Raw genomic sequence first — 17,320 nt, forward strand, 5'->3', positions numbered from 1 at the left:
AAGTTGCAGACCAGTTAGACATGCCAGAGCTGCCAGAAGTTGAGGTTACCCGACGGGGAATCGAACCGTATGTGTCCGGCCGCAAGGTAGAGCGCGTCGAGGTCCGTACGCCCGCGTTGCGGTGGCCGATTCCCGCCGACCTTGCGAAGACCTTGCGCGGACATGTCGTGCGCAAGGTCGAACGGCGCGGCAAGTATCTGCTGTTCGAAATCGGCGCGGGCTGGTTCATCGTGCATCTGGGCATGACGGGGACGCTGCGTGTATTGCGTCATGTGCCGCATCCGCCGGCCGCCGCGAAGCATGACCACGTCGACTGGATTTTCGACGACTTCATTTTGCGCTTTCGCGATCCGCGACGCTTCGGCGCCGTACTGTGGCATTCACGTGAAGCCGGTGACGTGCTCGAGCATCCGTTGCTCGCGAGTCTCGGCGTGGAGCCGTTTTCGCCGGCATTCTCGGGCGCGCTGATGCACCGGCTCACGCGCGGGCGCAAGGTATCGGTGAAGCAGGCGCTGCTGGCCGGCGAAATCGTGGTCGGGGTAGGAAATATCTATGCGTCGGAGAGCCTCTTTCGCGCGGGTATTCGGCCCACCACCGCCGCAGGCCGCGTCTCGCTCGTACGCTACGGCTTGTTGGCCGACGCTGTGCGCGTGACCCTCGCGGCGGCAATCGAGAAAGGCGGCAGCACGCTGCGCGATTTCGTCGGCAGCGATGGCGAAAGCGGGTACTTTCAGCTCGATTATTTCGTCTATGATCGCGCGGGGCAGCCGTGCCGCGTCTGTGGCACGCCGATCAGACAAATCGTGCAAGGCCAGCGCTCCACTTACTTTTGTCCTACCTGTCAGCGCTAAATTCTCAATGCCTTCCCGCTTGACTCCACACCCTGCGCAGCGTTCGTCACCGTCCGCTGTGCCCGTTGCATCCGCATCTCCATTGATGTCAGATTTTTCCACACGGCTGATCGCGTGGCAGCGCAAGCACGGCCGCCACGATCTGCCCTGGCAGAACACGCGTGATGCATATCGCATCTGGCTGTCGGAAATCATGCTGCAGCAGACGCAAGTGTCGACGGTGTTTCCGTACTACGCGAAATTCCTCGCGCGCTTTCCGGATGTTGCCACGCTTGCCGCAGCGCCAGTCGATGACGTCATGGCGCTGTGGGCCGGCCTCGGCTACTACACGCGCGCCCGCAACCTGCATCGCTGCGCGCAGGCGGTCGTCGAGCAGCACGGCGGCGCGTTCCCCGCTTCCGTGGATGAACTCGCGGAATTGCCCGGCATTGGCCGCTCGACTGCGGCCGCGATCGCGTCGTTTGCGTTTGGCGCCCGCGCGACGATTCTCGACGGCAACGTGAAGCGCGTGCTCGCGCGCGTGTTCGGCGTCGAAGGTTTCCCTGGCGAAAAGAAGGTCGAGAATGCGATGTGGACGCTGGCGGAATCGCTGCTGCCGTCAAATGCATCGGATGCCGAAGTCAGCGCATACACCCAAGGTCTGATGGACCTCGGCGCCACGCTTTGCGTGCGCGGCAAGCCTGACTGTTTGCGTTGTCCGTTCGCCGCCGACTGCGTCGCGAACGTAACGGGGCGTCAGCGCGAACTGCCGGTCGCGCGTCCGAAGAAAGCCGTGCCGACTCGTCGCACGTGGATGCTCGTGCTGCGCGACGGCAATGCGGTGATGCTCGAAAAGCGCCCGCCGTCCGGTATCTGGGGCGGCTTGTGGAGCTTGCCCGAAGCCGCCGACGAAGCCGCTCTCGCGACGCGCGCGCGTGAGTTCGGCGGCGACGGTGCGGTGTCGCCGCTCGCGCCCCTCACGCATGTCTTTACGCATTTCAAGCTGGACATCGAGCCGCGGCTTGCGGAGTTGGATCGCGATGTCGGCGCACTCACCGCGCTAGGCGATGCGGATACGGCTTGGGTGTTGCTGAGCGATCTCGATTCTTTCGGCGTGCCCGCACCCGTACGGAAACTGCTGGATGGTCTGCAGGGTTCGCTGATCTGACAGACCACGCGGGAGCGCGGCTGTTTACAGCAATTGATGCTGCTGCATATAGTGATGAACAACGTCGATACGCGCGCCGGCGTCCAGCATCTCCATCAGTTTCTGACGCGCCTTTAGCGCAATTGGCAGCACTTCGGCGAGACGGTTGGACACCCACGACGGATCTTCGAGTCTGAACGGCTCCGCGAACGGCAAACTGTCCGGGTCGCGCTCGCGGATCGTCGCGATGATCCGCTCGAGCACCTCCGCGCACGCGCCGAATTTGGCCAGTTGCTGATTGCCTTCAAGTGGCCGGTCCTCGCCGAGCGGCTCAGCCATGCCGACCAGCAAACCGCTGCTTTCCACGCGGTGCGACAGCAGACGAAAGCGCCGGGTGCCGCGTGCGCGAATCAGCAGCATGCCGAAGTCGTCAACGTCGCATTCGTCGATTTCGGCGAGGCACCCGATTGGTTCGGGCACCGAAGGCTCGTTTTCTCGCGCCACTTCCGCGCCGCTTTTCAGCAGGCACACGCCGAACGGCGTCTTTTCGCGCAGGCAGTCGCGCGCCATATCGAGGTAGCGCGCTTCGAAGATTTTCAGCGGCAGTATTCCGTCGGGAAACAGAACGGTATGCAGCGGAAACAGCGGCACATCGGCGAGCACAGTAGAAGTAGAGGACATGGCGCAACGCTTCGAGTTAAGGCCGCGCGATGCGGCCGGTTAAGCCACTAACTTCGATGACGCGCCGGCGTCGACCGGTGCATCGCGGTGCCGCACGATTACATTCGCCGCATTGGCGAGACGCGCGGCGAGCGTCTCTGCAATGAACACCGAGCGGTGCTGGCCACCCGTGCAACCAATTGCGACGGTCAGATAACTACGATTGTCGTCGCGGAAATGCGGGAGCCATTTGGCGAGAAACTTCTCTATATCGTCGATCATTTCATGCACGACCGGCAGCGCGTCCAGAAAATCGATCACCGGTTTGTCCAGACCCGTCAGCGGGCGCAATTCGTGATCGTAGTACGGGTTTGGCAGCGTGCGTACGTCGAACACGAAATCGGCGTCGAGCGGCACGCCGCGTTTGAAGCCGAACGACTCGAACATCAGCACGAGTCCTGCATGCTCCTGCTCGATAAAGCGTTTTACCCATTGGCGCAACACGTTCGCGCGCAGATTGCTGGTGTCGATCTGATGGCCGAATTCGGCGAGACCCGCGACGAGCTCACGCTCGCGTTCGATTGCTTCCGCGAGCGACGTGAGCAGCCCAACGTCGGCATCATGCGCGGTGGAGCCCGACAACGGATGGCGACGGCGCGTTTCCGAGAAGCGCTGAATCAGCGACTGCGTGCTCGCGTTGAGGAACAGCACCCGCACGTCGTGAGCGCGCGACAGGTCGCGGATCATCGCAGGCATGTCGTCGAGTGACGCGCTTGAACGGGCGTCGATCGCGACGGCGAGGCGGTCATGTCCGTCTTCGGCGAGATAGGACGCGAGCTCGGGCAGGAAGCGCGGCGGCAGATTGTCGACGCAGTAATAGCCTGCGTCCTCGAGCGCGTTTAGCGCGACGGATTTGCCAGAGCCGGATATGCCGGTGATGAGGATTATGCGCATGGAGTCGTGAAATCGGTCCGTTTCATCATAGCATCTGAGCGCTTTCGCGCGTACCCGAAGCCGGCCACTGGCGGGGGCTCAGAGTGCTCCACGTACGACTGACTCAGATCAGCTTGCCGGGAAACTGGCTATCCGGATCCTGCATGGCGAGGCGCTGGCGGTCCATGAAGTCGCGCAGTGTATCGATGCCGCGCAATTGCAGGATGGTGTTGCGCACGGCCGCTTCGACCAGCACCGCGAGGTTGCGGCCGGCCGCAACCTGAATTGTGACCTTGCTGATGGGCAGACCGAGCACGTCGACGGTTTGACTCTCCAACGGCAGCCGCTGGAACTCACCGTCAGGACGGCGTACCAGTTGCACGATCAGCTTGAGCTTCATTTTTCGGCGCACAGCGGTTTCACCGAAAATCGTTTTGATGTCGAGCAGGCCTAGGCCGCGCACTTCCAGCAGGTTTTGCAGCAGCGGCGGGCAGCGTCCTTCGACGAAGTCGGGGCCGAGGCGCACGAAGTCCACGGCGTCGTCAGCAACGAGGCCGTGGCCGCGGCTGATGAGTTCGAGGCCGAGCTCGCTTTTGCCGAGGCCCGAGTCGCCGGTCAGCAGCACACCCATGCCGAGGATGTCGAGAAACACGCCGTGCAGCGTGGCACGCGGCGCGAGAATGCGCGACATATAGAGGCGCAGGCTGTCGATCACCGCAGCCGCCGACATCGGCGTCGTGAAAAGCGGCGTGGACGAGCGCGTACAGCGCAGCACCAGTTCCGGCGGCGCGGCGACGCCGCCCGCCACCACGAGGAACGGCGGTTCCAACGCGATCAGTTCGGCCATGTGGCGCGAGCGGTCTTCGTCGGTTTGGCGCTTGTAGTAGTCGATTTCGGCGTCGCCCAGCACCTGGATCCGGTTCGGGTGGATCAGGTTCAAGTGGCCGACGAGGTCGGCGCTCGACGTGGCATTGGCGACGGATTCCGATGAAAAGCCGCGTTCCCAGCCTTCATGCCCTGTCAGCCAGCTGAGTTTCAGCGTGGCGGCGTTATCGTCGAAGATGCTCTGGGCGTTGATGCTGGACGTATCCATGAGTCAGTGACTCCAGTGTGGGCCGCTTGCCGGGCAAACCGCTGGCCGCGCTAACGCGGGCCGTGCGCTGTGCCTGGCTGTATCCGCGCGCGGGCAGTTGAACGTGCGGATAGGCGGCGTGCGGATGACCGCCGCTGCATCAAGGTTGCCACTGAGTGAGCAGGCGATGCAATGATTCGCGGTCTTCTTCCGTATGCAGGCGCTCGCGTGCCTCGCGATCGGACAAAAGCTGCGCGATTTCCGAAAGGATTTCGAGGTGCTGCTGCGTGGCCTGTTCGGGCACGAGCAGAAAGATCAGCAGCGAGACGGGCTGACCGTCGGGCGATTCGAAGGGAATGGGTTCGGCCACGCGGACGAACGCGGCGAGCGGCTGCTTGAGTCCTTTGATGCGGCCGTGCGGAATCGCGACGCCTTCGCCGAGCCCCGTCGATCCGAGGCGCTCGCGCGCAAACAGATTGTCTGTGACCGTGCTACGGGCGATGCCGTTCTGGTTCTCGAAGATGAGGCCCGCTTGCTCGAACACGCGCTTTTTGCTGGTGACCGATAGTCCGACGACGACGTTCTCGAGGGGAAGAAATTTGGCTAAACGATTCATGTTGACAGGCGAAAACGTGGCCTGGGTTCTCCTCGCTGGGGCATTTGATTGGCGTTCCATTCGTTTGATGCTCACGGCGGCGTACGTTGGAGTCCGAAAGCACAGGACTCCGGCAGACCGCCTGCATGCGAGCTAGACCCCGATGGTAACCGGAACATTATAGAACAGGGTGACGGCGTATGGTGCGGCGCGCCATCAATGCGCAATAGGTTCTTTCTTCGAGATCGTTCATGCCGCCCCAAGTCTTGCGAACCGGCAGGCGGGAATGGGAAAGCAACCGGAATCCCAATGAAAAACCGCCCGATTGCGGGCGGTTCAGGGTAAGCGATATGAAGGAAGCCTTCTAATTTCGCTTATTGCGGCGGCACGTCGAGTTGTGGCGCCGGTTGATACTTGATCGCTTCATGCTGATGGCCTTGCAGGCGATCCTTGTGGCGTATCACTTGCCGGTCGAGCTTGTCGATCATTAGATCGATCGCAGCGTAGAGGTCGCTGTCGCAACTCTCGACAAAAATGTCCTTGCCCTTCAGATGCAGGTTGATTTCAACCTTTTGCCGCTTTTCCTTTTCCTTGTGGTTGTCGACCGAGAGGACCACACTGCCGTCGATGACCTGATCGAAATGTCTTAGCACCCTATCCAGTTTGGTGATCACGTATTCGCGCAACGCAGGCGTTACTTCGAGGTGGTGTCCACTGATCTGCAGATTCATAGTGCTTCTCCAAGCTAATGGCCGCTTGTTCCGCACGATGACGAAGGTCCGGTCGATCTGTCGGCTTGCCTGAGTCGCCCCCCGGTGACTGACTTCTGGCAGGTCGCATCGGCCGGCCTGTCCGCCAACTTGCGGAGCGGCCGGTAAATGCCCGCCACGGAAGGCGACGGGCTACAGAGACTTGCGCAGGTTGACTGCCGGAATTCGGAGTGCTTCGCGATATTTCGCCACGGTGCGCCGTGCGACCACGAAGCCCTGTTCCGCCAGCAGTTCGGCTATGCGGCTGTCTGAGAGAGGCGTTTTTGCGTTTTCCGCTCCTATCAGTTGCTTGATGAGCGCGCGAATGGCCGTGGAAGAGGCCGCGCCGCCCGTGTCTGTCGAAACATGCGAGCCGAAGAAGTATTTGAACTCAAGCGTCCCGAATGGGGTGAGCATGTACTTACCGGTTGTCACACGCGAGACAGTCGACTCGTGTAGGCCCAGCGTATCAGCAATTTCCCGCAAAACCAAGGGCCGCATAGCAATTTCGCCGTGCACAAAAAAGCTCTTTTGACGCTCGACAATGGCTTGCGCGACCCGCAGGATTGTTTCGAAACGTTGCTGGATATTCTTGATCAGCCAGCGCGCTTCCTGTAGTTGCTGGCGCAAGGAACCGCTGCCGGGGTCGCCCCGGTTGTTGCGCAGAATATTGGCGTACAGGTGGTTGATGCGCAGCTTCGGCACCACGTCTGGATTGAGCTCGGCCTGCCAGCCCTGGGCGGTTTTACGCACCATAATGTCCGGCACCACATAGTCCGCTTCAGCTTTGCCGTACGCCGCGCCGGGGAACGGTTCGAGCGAGCGGATCAGCATGTGCGCGTCGCGCAGGTCGTCGTCGTTGACTTTCAAATGCTTGCGCAGACGCGTGAAATCGCGTGCGGCTAGCAGTTCCAGATAATGGGCAACGATTTCGAGCGCTAGCGTTCGCGTGGGCGAAGGCGGCAGCCGCAACAATTGCAGCTTCAGACACTCCGACGCGGAGCGCGCGCCCACGCCGGCCGGATCGAAGCTATGCAGCAGCGCAAGCGCCGCGCTCAGTTCGTCGACGTCGACTTCGAGTTCTTCGGGCAGGTCCGCGAGTACTTCGTCGAGCGTGGCGGCCAGGTAGCCGTCGTCGTCGAGCGACTCGATAAGGAACGTGATGAGTGCCCGGTCGCGCTGACCGGCCTGCGTGACGCGCAGTTGCGCCATCAGGTGATCGCGCAGCGATGTGCTCGATTCGTGAATTTGCAGCGGCGGCAGGTCGTCGTCGTCGGAGGCGTTGCCGGAGCGGCCGTAGTCGTCGAGATTCCATTGCGACGCGTCGCCGTTGCTGTCGCCCGAGAGGCCGTTGTACTCGTCCACGCCTTGCGGCTCGCCGTTTTCCGAGCGCTCGCTGCTGCTCGAAGACGATGACGACCCGTTGCCGCCCATCTGGTCGGGCGGCGCCGAGGAACCGGGCGTCTGCGCGATCAGAGAACCGTCGGAGGCCACGCGGAGGGGGCTCGCGATCCAGTCGTCCTCGTTTTCGAGGAGCGGATTTTGCGAGATCGCCGTTGCCACTTCCTGCTGCAGTTCGAGCGTGGACAGCTGAAGCAGCCGGATGGACTGCTGCAGTTGCGGGGTCAACGCAAGATGCTGCGATAGGCGGAGTTGGAGGCTGGCTTTCATGGCAAGTTCAGATTCATTGTAGAGAGTTTGCCACGACCGCGATACCTTGCGAATTCGCAATTACGCCTGCGCCCGTCCCGGCGACGCCGGGCGCGAGCCGCCCGCGTCAGGAATGCGCCCGGGCGCTTGCCGCGAAAGAACCGGCAGACGCACGCGGCGCCGCCGATTCCCGCGTGAGCTTACATGCGGAAATGCTCGCCCAGATAGACGCGCCGCACGCTTTCGTTTTCGATGATTTCGCTTGGCGCGCCGGCGGCCAGTACGCTGCCGTCGCTGATGATGTAGGCGTGATCGCAGATACCGAGCGTTTCACGCACGTTGTGATCGGTGATTAGCACACCAATATTGCGCTGCTTCAAAAATTTAACGATCTTCTGGATTTCGAGCACGGCGATCGGATCGACGCCGGCGAACGGTTCGTCCAGCAGAATGAAGCTCGGATTGGTGGCCAGCGCGCGCGCGATTTCCACTCGGCGGCGCTCGCCGCCCGACAACGACAACGCCGGATTTTCGCGCAAATGCGAAATCTGCAACTCGTCGAGCAAGGCTTCCACGCGGCTCGTGATGGCGTCTTTGGTGAGACGCTTGCCGTTGTCTTCGTGCTGCAATTCCAGCACGGCGCGAATATTTTGCTCGACGGAAAGCTTGCGGAACACCGAAGCTTCCTGCGGTAGATAAGATAAACCGAGGGAAGCGCGCTTGTGGATCGGCAGCAGGCTGATGGACTTGCCGTCCAGATCGATCTCGCCGGCGTCGAGCGGCACGAGGCCGACGATCATATAGAACGACGTGGTCTTGCCCGCGCCGTTTGGGCCAAGCAGGCCGACCACTTCGCCGCTTTTCACATCGAGCGAAACGTCTTTGACGACCGTGCGCGAACCATAACGCTTCTTCAGATTGCGTACGACGAGCGAACTGCTCGTGCCCGCCGGCTTGCGATTTGGGAGGGACGCGGAAGTGCTCACTGATTCGGCGCTCCCTGAATCGTGGTGGACGGCGCAAGCGTCGCCGACGCGCCGTTCAGCGGCGCCGCGCCGCCATTGCGCGGCGACAGCATCGCGCGCACGCGGCCGGTCGGATTGCCCGGGCCGGCGACATCCTTGCCTGCCTTCGCCGTGTAAAAGTCCTTCTGGCCGTCATAGGTGATGACGCTGCCGTGCACCTGATCCATCACAGTCGAGAGCCCTTGCAGGCGCTTGACGGTCGCATTCGTGGTGAGCGTGGTGAGATCCTGCTTGCCGTCGTAGTCGATGCGAATGGCCGTGCCTTCGATATATTCGTCGAGGCCTTCGCGCTTCTGGCGGAAATAGGACAGGTTGCCGCCACTCGACGTGCCGGTTGCATATTGATAGCCCTGCGGGTCTTGCGTCACTTCCACACGGTCGGCCTTGATCACGATCGTGCCTTTGGTCGCGACCACATGGCCGGTGAAAATGTTGACTTGCTTGAGGTCGTCGTAAGTCATGTTGTCCGCTTCGATGTTGAGCGGCTTGTCCTTGTCGGCGCGGTCGGCGTGCGCGAGCGGCGCGAAGCCGGCGAGCGGCAACGCGACGATGAGCGCAGCGAGTCCGGCGCGGCACGCGGACAGGGTGCGCGAGCGGCCGGTATCAAAACGGGGGAACGATTCGTTCATGCAGTCACGCCTGGAATGGATTTACCCGGGTTGCTTGGGCGAGCTGCCGCCGGCGTCGGACGCGGCGATCGCGCCTTTCACATTGCCGAAGAGCTGCATCACCCGGGTGACGTTGTTGTAGTTCATGCCGCTGGCAGTCATTACAGACATGCCGCGCTGAAGTTTAACCGGCTTTTCAGTCTCGATCACATCGTCGTTCACGAGCACGCGGAAATGCTCGGAATCGGCTTGCATCATCGGGTCGCCGTAGCCCGGCGCGCGCAGAATGCGCGCATTGCCGTACAAATCGACGATGGACGCGTCGCCGTTGACCTTGCCGGTGTCGCCCGTCGCGGTGACGACCGGCTTGCCGGGCTGGAACGCGCGCATTGCGGGTTTCACGAGATCGCTGAGTTCGTCGTCTTCGTAATGAATCAGCGACTGCGCGGTCAGGCGATATTGCGTTGAGCCCGACTGATCGAGTTCCGAAACGGAGAAGTTGTCCGCGAAGTAGTCCGGCGTGTGCTCCTTCGGACGCACAGCGCCTTCGTTTTGCCGCGGCAGCGTGGCTTGCAGAAGCCACCACGTGATGCCCGCCAGAGCGGCCATCGCGACGAGCGGAATCAGCGAGGTCAGGCGAAACTGGTTATTCATCCGACGAGGCCCCGCTGTTCGCCGCTACAGGCGGCCGCGAGCAGCGCCTCGTATTTGTGTTGCGCGCGCAGCAGCGTGTCGCAGACTTCGCGGGCCGCGCCGTGGCCGCCGCGCGCCTCGCTGACCCAGTGCGCACGCGCGATCACTTCAGGATGTGAATTGGCCGGCGCCGCCGCGAAGCCGACCTTCAGCATGACGCCGAGATCGACCCAATCGTCACCCATATAGCCGCATTGTTCCGCGCTCATGCCGGTTGCTTCGAGCAAGTCGGCGAACGCCTGCGGCTTGTTGTCGATGCCCTGATACACGTGCGTGATATGCATTTCTTTCGCGCGCGCCGCGACGATGCCCGACTTGCGCCCGGTGATGATCGCCGTTTCAATGCCGGCCTGGCGCAACAGCTTCATGCCGTGGCCGTCCATTGAATTGAAGCCCTTCATCGTGTCGCCTTCCGCCGTGAAGAGCAGGCGACCGTCGGTCAGCACGCCGTCGACGTCGAAAATCATCAGCTTCACGCGGCTCGCGCGTTCGGTAGCGGTAGGGGGCGCGACGGCCATCAGATCACCTTCTTCGAAAACAGGTCGTGCATGTTGAGTGCGCCGATCAGCTTGCCCGCTTCGTCGACGACCAGCATCTGATTGATGCGATGGCGCTCCATCAGTTCCACGGCTTCGACGGCGAGATGATCCGGACCAATGGTGCGCGGGTCGGCGGTCATGACAGACGCAATCGACAGCGCGCGAAAATCGCCGTCGCGCTCCAGCACGCGGCGCAAGTCGCCGTCGGTGAAAATGCCCTTCACACGGTCTTCGTTATCGACAATCGCAGTCATACCCATGCGCTTTGCCGTCAACTGGAAGAGCGCGTCGCGCACGGTCGCTTCAGGCGTGACCTTCGGCACCTGGTCGCCGGTGCGCATCACGTCGCTGACATAAGTGAGCAGGCGCCGGCCAAGCGCGCCGCCCGGATGCGAGCGCGCAAAATCGTCGCGGCCGAAGCCACGCGCGTCGAGCACTGCGACCGCGAGTGCGTCGCCGAGCGCGAGCGCGGCGGTGGTGCTCGCGGTGGGCGCAAGATTCATCGGGCAGGCTTCTTTCGCAACGGCGGAATTCAGATGCACGTCGGCCAGTTTCGCGAGGCTCGACGCCGGGCGTCCCGTCATCGCAATCAGCTTTGCACCGATCCGCTTGATGAGCGGCAGGATCGCGACGAGTTCTTCGGTTTCACCGGAATTGGACAGCGCGAGAAAAACGTCGTCGGCGGTGACCATGCCGAGATCGCCGTGGCTGGCTTCCGCGGGATGCACGAAGAACGCCGGTGTGCCGGTGCTGGCGAGCGTGGCTGCGAGCTTGCGGGCCACATGCCCCGATTTGCCGATGCCGGAGACAACCACGCGCCCACGGCACCCCAGGATGAAGTCAACCGCCCCGACGAAAGCGTCGTCGAGTTGATCGCGAAGCGCGCGCACGGCGTCCGCTTCGATGTCGAGCACGTCGCGAGCGAGCGCGAGTGCCCGGTCGCCATTGATTTTCGCTATCATTCGCGAAGTATAGCAAAGGCGCTTGTTCGCCGCGCCGGGCCTGCTGTGCAAAGCCGCTGCCTTCATCGCCCCTTTTTAAGGCCCCTCAACCTTGTCGCACGGCGTGTTGCGTGCGCGGTTCCGCTGACGAACGAGGACGCTTTACCCATGCGTTTTTGCCGATGATCTCCCCGCTGGAAATGACGCTGTTCCTGCTGCTGGCCTCGGTAGCGGGCGTGGTGATCTTTCGCTTTCTGAATCTTCCGCCGATGCTCGGTTATCTGAGCGTCGGCATCGTCGTCGGGCCGAATGCGTTGGGCCTCGTTCCCGATTCCGTGGGCGCGCAGAACCTCGCCGAATTCGGCGTCGTGTTTCTGATGTTCTCCATCGGCCTCGAGTTTTCGCTCGCGAAGCTGCGCTCGATGCGCCGCCTCGTATTCGGCCTTGGTCTGTTGCAGGTGATCGGCACGATTGCAGTTGCGGTCACGCTCGGGTTCGTATTCGAGCGCTGGGTGCATATCAAATGGCAGGCGAGCGTGGCGCTCGGCGGCGCGCTGGCGATGTCGTCGACGGCAATCGTCAGCAAGATGCTCGCGGAGCGGCTCGAGATCGAGACCGAGCATGGCCGCAATATCTTCGGCGTGCTGCTGTTCCAGGATCTCGCGGTGGTGCCGCTGCTGATCATCATTTCGGCGCTCGGCGGCGATTCGAAAGACCTCGTCAACGCGCTCGGCATTGCGGCCATCAAGATCGTCGTCGCCTTGTCACTGCTGTTGATCGTCGGACAGCGCTTCATGACACGCTGGTTCAACGTGGTCGCGCGGCGCCGTTCGCAGGAACTGTTCATTCTCAATCTGCTGCTCGTCACGCTCGGCTCGGCGTTCATCACGGACAAGTTCGGTTTGTCGCTCGCACTGGGCGCGTTCATCGCCGGCATGTTGATCGCGGAGACGCCGTATCGGCATCAGGTCGAAGAGGATATCAAGCCGTTTCGCGACGTGCTGCTCGGACTCTTTTTCGTGACGACCGGCATGCTGCTGAATCCGCGCGTGATCTGGGAGCATCCGCTGATCGTGCTTGGCTTCCTGCTCGGCCCGATTCTGCTAAAGGCGGTGATGATCACGGGGCTCTCGCGTCTGTTCGGCGCGTCGCCGGGCGTCGCGATGCGCACGGGTATCGGTCTCGCGCAAGCGGGCGAGTTCGGGTTCGTGCTGCTGAATCTGATTCTCGACAAGCATCTTGTCGACGCCACTTTGCTCCAGGCGATTCTCGCGGCAATGCTGCTGTCGATGCTCGCCGCGCCGTTCCTGATCCAGAACGCGGATCGTATCGTGCTGCGGCTTTCCTCGACTGAATGGATGATGCAGTCGTTGCAGATGACGCGCATTGCAACGCAGAGCCTGAAGCAAAGCGGCCACGTGATCATCTGCGGCTACGGCCGCTCCGGCCAGAACCTCGCGCGGATGCTCGAACACGAAGGCTTGTCGTACGTCGCACTGGATCTCGACCCGGACCGCGTGCAGGCGGCCGCGACCGCGGGCGAGTCCGTCGTGTTCGGCGACGCGGGGCGGCGCGAGTCACTGCTCGCGGCCGGCATTCATCGCGCCGCGGCGATCGCGATCACGTATGCGAATACGCCGTCGGCATTGCGTGTGCTGCACAACATCCACGAGCTGGAACCGACCTTGCCGGTGATCGTTCGTACCGTCGACGACGCCGATCTGGAAAAGCTGCTGGCCGCGGGCGCGACCGAGGTGATTCCGGAGATCGTCGAGGGCAGCCTGATGCTCGCTTCGCATACTCTGGTCGTGATGGGCATACCGATGCGCCGCGTGGTGCGCCGGGTCGAGGAAATGCGCGACGAGCGCTATGCGCTGCTGCGCGGCTATTTCCACGGCGCCGACGACATCGACGACGACGACGGCCACGAACAGGTGCGGCTACAATCGGTCCCGGTCGATCAGAACGCCGACGCGGTTGGCCGCACGCTGGCCGACCTGGGGCTGTACGAACTAGGTGTCGAAGTCACGGCGATTCGCCGGCACGGCATTCGCGGCGTCGAGCCGGATCCGTCCACCAAGCTGCGGGCGAGCGACATCGTAGTGTTGCGCGGCTTGCCCGAGCAGTTGGCGCAGGCCGAGGAGCGGCTCTCGAAACACCGCCGCGCGGGCGCCGCCGCAGCATAGCAAGTTTGCGGCATGGTCCGTCCGGCCGCCGCTGATTCAGCTTTTCATTGGACCTCACGAGGTCCGTCCGGAGACATCATGTCAAACGCGCTCGCGAGCGCGCCGCTCGATGCGGCCGACTACATCAAAAGTCACATTCGCACGGTGCCCGACTGGCCGCAGGCCGGTGTGCAGTTTCGCGACATCACGCCGCTGCTTCAGGAGCCGAAGTCGCTGCGCGTGCTGATCGACCTGTTCGTGCAGCGCTATATCGACGCGAAGCTCGACTACATTGCCGGGCTCGACGCGCGCGGTTTTATCATCGGGCCGATTCTCGCGTATGAACTGAACCTCGGCTTCATTCCGATTCGTAAGGAGGGCAAACTGCCCTATAAGCGCGCGTCGCAATCTTATGAGCTCGAATACGGCACGGCCACCGTTGAGATTCACGAGGACGCTTGCAAGCCAGGCGACCGGGTGGTGATCATCGACGATCTGATCGCGACCGGCGGCACGATGATGGCCGGCAAGATTCTGCTCGAGCGGCTCGGCGCCGTTGTCGTGGAAGGCGCGGCAATCATCGATCTGCCAGAACTTGGCGGCTCGAAACTGCTCGCGGGCGGCGGGTTGCCGCTCTATACGGTGACGAGTTTCGACGGCCATTAGGCGCGCTGCAAACTGGCCGCAACGCTTGACCTTTCTGAAAAGAAGGTAAGAACGATGCCCAACTTCATGTTGTTCCTCGCCACGTCGATTGCGATCACGATGGCACCCGGTCCGGACAATCTGCAAGTGCTTGCGCGCGGCATCTCGCAGGGCCGTGCGGCCGGTCTTGTCGCGGCGCTCGGTTTTGCTGCGGGCATCACGTTTCACACGACGCTCGCCGCGCTCGGCGTGGCCGCGTTGCTGCGCTCGTCGCCGTTCGCCTTCCAGGCAATCAAGCTGGCCGGCGCCGCGTATCTCGTCTGGATCGGCGTCAAGGCGCTGCGCAGTCACGGCCTCGCGACCGCGCACGAACGCGCGCCGCAGCCGTTGATGACCGTGTTCCGCCAAAGCGTGCTCGGCAATCTGCTCAATCCGAAAGTGACGCTGTTCTTTATCGTGTTTCTGCCGCAGTTCGTGCAGCCGCACGGCGCGCAAAGCGTGACGGTGCAGATGCTCGAACTCGGCGCGCTCTTCATGTTGCAGACGGTGGCGGTGTTTTCGCTGTTCGGCGTGTGTGCGGGGATCATTGGCGGGTGGTTGAAGCGCCGGCCGCGTGTGGGTGTGTGGCTTGATCGTCTTGCCGGCGCCACTTTTATCGCGATCGCGATTCGCGTCGCGTTGCGCGATTGATCTCGCGCTTGAGTCGGTGAAGGTGCTGCGCGTGGGCCCTCGGTTGAGTTCGCGCTTGCGGTGCAGTTGGGTCCGCGATCGAATGTGTGTTTTGGCCCTCGCTTGAGTTCGCGTTTAGTTCGCGTTTGAGTCTGCCATCGACACAGCAAATGAGCGACCTGAACGCCGGATTCATCGCCAGCAGCCGCCGACAGTTTGGAGTTTTCAATGACTTTACCTTGCCTCACCGCCGCGCGCCGCTTCGACGTTCATGCGCATTTGCCGTTCTGGATCGACGCCGGGCAGGTCGGCTGGATTCGTTCGAGCGATGTGCGCTTGCTCGCCCGCTGGCCCGACGTGTTCGACATCGATGATGCGCGCGTCGCGCTCGCACCGGCGTTCAACACGGTTGAGTTGCGCAGCGGGGCCCTCGGCTCCGTGATCGGCGCGCTCGCCGCCGAAGGCCGCGTTCCGGGCTGGCGCAACGAAACCTACGCAATCCGCAATGCGTTCGATGCCCGGCCGCTCGCATACATCGAACGCGCGGCGTCGCGCTTCTTCGGCACGATGACCTACGCGGTGCATCTGAACGGCGTCGTAGAATATGCGGACGGCGGGGCGCCCAGATTGTGGATCGCGCGCCGTAGCGACACGAAGGCGACCGATCCGGGCATGCTCGACAATGTGGTGGCGGGCGGAATCGGTTGGGGCTTTAGCGTGGAGGCGACGATCGTCAAGGAGTGCTGGGAAGAAGCCGGCATTCCGGAAGAGATCGCCGTGCGTGCGGTCGCGGGCCGCACCGCGTATGTGCTGCAATCGTTGCCGGAAGGCACGCAGGCCGAACAGATTTTCATCTACGACCTTGCGCTGCCGGCCGACTTCGCACCGCGTAATCAGGACGGCGAGGTCGGTGAGCACCGGCTTGCGCGCATCGACGAAGTGGCGCGCTGGATCGAGGAAGGCGCGATGACGGTCGACGCGAGTCTCGCCACGCTGGATTGCATGCTGCGCCGCCGCTGGATCGATGAAGAGGCGTGCGCGGGCGTCGACGCGCTGTTTGCGCCGCCCGCGTCCGCCTGAGCGCCTGATCCGCCGGACCTTGCCAAAGCGCCCGGCACCGCACACCATACAGCCACGCCAAACAAACCACGCATTGAAGAAGGGAGTCACCCAGGTCATGTCGACCGATCACAGCTTTATCCTCAAACTGTCGTGCGCCGACCGGCCCGGCATCGTTCACGCCGTGTCGGGCTTTCTGTTCGAGCGTGGCAGCAATATTCTCGACTCTGCGCAGTTCGGCGACAGCCGCACCGGCGAGTTCTTCATGCGCGTGCATTTTCAGCAGGTGGGCGGCGATCCGGGACTCGAGGCACTGCGCGAGTCGTTTGCGACGCTTGCCGAGCAGTTCGGCATGAACTGGGAATTGCACGATGCATCGGTGAAGCCGCGCGTCGTGATCATGGTTTCGAAGATCGGGCATTGCCTGAACGATCTGCTGTTCCGCTACCGCACTGGCCAGTTGAACATCGAGATCCCGGCGATCATCTCGAATCACAAGGAGTTTTATCAGCTCGCAGCGAGCTACGACATACCGTTCCATCATTTCCCGCTGCTGGGCGGCACGCCTGAAGCGAAGGCCGCACAGGAAGCGCGCGTGCTCGAAGTGATCGACGAGCATCGGGCGGATCTGGTCGTGCTCGCGCGCTACATGCAGATTCTGTCGCCGAAGTTGTGTGAGGCGCTTGCTGGCCGCGCGATTAATATTCATCACTCGTTCCTGCCGAGCTTCAAGGGTGCGAAGCCCTATTACCAGGCGTTCGATCGTGGCGTGAAGCTGATCGGCGCAACGGCGCATTACGTGACGACCGATCTCGATGAAGGTCCGATCATCGAGCAGGAAGTAGAACGCGTGGATCACAGCATGACGCCGGAACAGTTGACGGCGATTGGGCGCGACGTCGAATGCGTGACGCTGGCGCGTGCGGTGAAGTGGCACGTCGAGCATCGCGTGGTGCTGAACGGCAGCAAGACGGTGGTGTTTCGTTAACAACGAGTGAGAGGATTGCGCGGCGAGGGCTTGTCTATGGCGGCGTTTGTCGCGCACTGAGAAGGTGGCGATTGCGTTGGGCCGAGGAAGGGCCGGCCGGCAGTGGCCGGCAAAGGCCAAGGGCTAGGAAAGGCCAGAAGAGCCAACCAACGCTGCGGGAGGTGTCAGAAATTTCGTGTGCTGAGGCCGGTTAAAAATCTCAGCTGATGGCGGCGGTGAATCGCTCACCGAACAGAATGGCGAACTGATTGACAGCTTGCCGCCAGGTGATAGGCGGCATCTTCCAATCCTTTTCAATGTTGCGCAAGGCCAGATACAGCAGTTTGCTGGCGGCTTCGTCGCTCGGGAAGTG

At 62.4% G+C, this 17,320-nt stretch carries 18 protein-coding genes and 1 pseudogene; 7 read left to right on the forward strand and 12 right to left on the reverse strand.

What is annotated here, in order from left to right; all coding sequences use genetic code 11:
* Positions 1 to 20 precede the first annotated feature (20 nt).
* Positions 21 to 851 (forward strand): bifunctional DNA-formamidopyrimidine glycosylase/DNA-(apurinic or apyrimidinic site) lyase, encoded by an 831-nt coding sequence (gene mutM, locus F759_RS0118705; protein ID WP_027801230.1) that lies wholly within the window; start codon positions 21 to 23, stop codon positions 849 to 851.
* A 7-nt stretch (positions 852 to 858) separates the two neighbouring features.
* Entirely contained in the window at positions 859 to 1,998 is a 1,140-nt protein-coding gene (mutY, locus tag F759_RS0118710) for an A/G-specific adenine glycosylase (protein WP_027801231.1), read from the forward strand.
* Between the two features lie 24 nt (positions 1,999 to 2,022).
* Here mutY and F759_RS0118715 read toward each other — a convergent pair whose 3' ends face one another.
* The 11 genes from F759_RS0118715 to kdsD all read right to left on the reverse strand — a co-directional run bounded on the left by F759_RS0118715 (position 2,023) and on the right by kdsD (position 11,463).
* A complete protein-coding gene (locus F759_RS0118715) occupies positions 2,023 to 2,658 on the reverse strand; it encodes an LON peptidase substrate-binding domain-containing protein (RefSeq protein WP_027801232.1) in 636 nt (211 codons plus the stop codon).
* A 39-nt stretch (positions 2,659 to 2,697) separates the two neighbouring features.
* The gene (rapZ, locus tag F759_RS0118720; protein WP_027801233.1) at positions 2,698 to 3,591 is read right to left on the reverse strand and encodes an RNase adapter RapZ; all 894 of its coding nucleotides are present in this window, start codon (positions 3,589 to 3,591) and stop codon (positions 2,698 to 2,700) included.
* A gap of 103 nt (positions 3,592 to 3,694) precedes the next feature.
* Positions 3,695 to 4,663 (reverse strand): HPr(Ser) kinase/phosphatase, encoded by a 969-nt coding sequence (gene hprK, locus F759_RS0118725; RefSeq protein ID WP_007179412.1) that lies wholly within the window; start codon positions 4,661 to 4,663, stop codon positions 3,695 to 3,697.
* 139 nt (positions 4,664 to 4,802) lie between these two features.
* Positions 4,803 to 5,318 (reverse strand): PTS sugar transporter subunit IIA, encoded by a 516-nt coding sequence (locus F759_RS0118730; protein ID WP_084534285.1) that lies wholly within the window; start codon positions 5,316 to 5,318, stop codon positions 4,803 to 4,805.
* 293 nt (positions 5,319 to 5,611) lie between these two features.
* Positions 5,612 to 5,968 carry a ribosome hibernation-promoting factor, HPF/YfiA family gene (gene hpf, locus F759_RS0118735; protein ID WP_027801235.1) on the reverse strand — a complete coding sequence of 119 codons (357 nt, stop codon included), beginning with the start codon at positions 5,966 to 5,968 and terminating at the stop codon, positions 5,612 to 5,614.
* Positions 5,969 to 6,139: 171 nt separating this feature from the next.
* Entirely contained in the window at positions 6,140 to 7,657 is a 1,518-nt protein-coding gene (locus F759_RS0118740; protein WP_027801236.1) for an RNA polymerase factor sigma-54, read from the reverse strand.
* Positions 7,658 to 7,836: 179 nt separating this feature from the next.
* Positions 7,837 to 8,622, reverse strand: a complete 786-nt coding sequence (gene lptB / locus F759_RS0118745) for an LPS export ABC transporter ATP-binding protein (protein ID WP_027777803.1) — start codon at positions 8,620 to 8,622, stop codon at positions 7,837 to 7,839.
* Positions 8,619 to 9,290: a lipopolysaccharide transport periplasmic protein LptA gene (lptA, locus tag F759_RS0118750; protein WP_027801237.1), complete on the reverse strand. Its 672-nt coding sequence runs from the start codon at positions 9,288 to 9,290 to the stop codon at positions 8,619 to 8,621. Before lptA ends, lptB begins: the two co-directional genes overlap by 4 nt.
* A gap of 21 nt (positions 9,291 to 9,311) precedes the next feature.
* Entirely contained in the window at positions 9,312 to 9,923 is a 612-nt protein-coding gene (gene lptC, locus F759_RS0118755) for an LPS export ABC transporter periplasmic protein LptC (RefSeq protein WP_027801238.1), read from the reverse strand.
* Positions 9,920 to 10,480 carry a KdsC family phosphatase gene (locus tag F759_RS0118760; protein ID WP_027801239.1) on the reverse strand — a complete coding sequence of 187 codons (561 nt, stop codon included), beginning with the start codon at positions 10,478 to 10,480 and terminating at the stop codon, positions 9,920 to 9,922. Before F759_RS0118760 ends, lptC begins: the two co-directional genes overlap by 4 nt.
* The gene (kdsD, locus tag F759_RS0118765) at positions 10,480 to 11,463 is read right to left on the reverse strand and encodes an arabinose 5-phosphate isomerase KdsD (protein WP_027801240.1); all 984 of its coding nucleotides are present in this window, start codon (positions 11,461 to 11,463) and stop codon (positions 10,480 to 10,482) included. The genes F759_RS0118760 and kdsD overlap by 1 nt, the downstream gene beginning before the upstream one ends.
* A gap of 161 nt (positions 11,464 to 11,624) precedes the next feature.
* Between kdsD and F759_RS0118770 the strand changes: the two genes are divergently transcribed.
* The 5 genes from F759_RS0118770 to purU all read left to right on the forward strand — a co-directional run bounded on the left by F759_RS0118770 (position 11,625) and on the right by purU (position 16,968).
* Positions 11,625 to 13,628 (forward strand): monovalent cation:proton antiporter family protein, encoded by a 2,004-nt coding sequence (locus tag F759_RS0118770; protein ID WP_027801241.1) that lies wholly within the window; start codon positions 11,625 to 11,627, stop codon positions 13,626 to 13,628.
* Positions 13,629 to 13,706: 78 nt separating this feature from the next.
* A complete protein-coding gene (locus tag F759_RS0118775; RefSeq protein WP_027801242.1) occupies positions 13,707 to 14,273 on the forward strand; it encodes an adenine phosphoribosyltransferase in 567 nt (188 codons plus the stop codon).
* A 54-nt stretch (positions 14,274 to 14,327) separates the two neighbouring features.
* Positions 14,328 to 14,942, forward strand: coding sequence for a LysE family translocator (locus F759_RS0118780; RefSeq protein WP_027801243.1), 615 nt, complete (start codon positions 14,328 to 14,330; stop codon positions 14,940 to 14,942).
* Positions 14,943 to 15,149: 207 nt separating this feature from the next.
* A complete protein-coding gene (locus F759_RS0118785; RefSeq protein ID WP_027801244.1) occupies positions 15,150 to 16,001 on the forward strand; it encodes an NUDIX hydrolase in 852 nt (283 codons plus the stop codon).
* Between the two features lie 97 nt (positions 16,002 to 16,098).
* The gene (purU, locus tag F759_RS0118790; RefSeq protein WP_027801245.1) at positions 16,099 to 16,968 is read left to right on the forward strand and encodes a formyltetrahydrofolate deformylase; all 870 of its coding nucleotides are present in this window, start codon (positions 16,099 to 16,101) and stop codon (positions 16,966 to 16,968) included.
* Positions 16,969 to 17,167: 199 nt separating this feature from the next.
* Here purU and F759_RS43050 read toward each other — a convergent pair.
* Positions 17,168 to 17,320 (reverse strand): annotated as a pseudogene (locus F759_RS43050) (IS256 family transposase); the annotation flags it as partial.

Source organism: Paraburkholderia dilworthii (assembly GCF_000472525.1).
GTDB classification, from domain to species: domain Bacteria; phylum Pseudomonadota; class Gammaproteobacteria; order Burkholderiales; family Burkholderiaceae; genus Paraburkholderia; species Paraburkholderia dilworthii.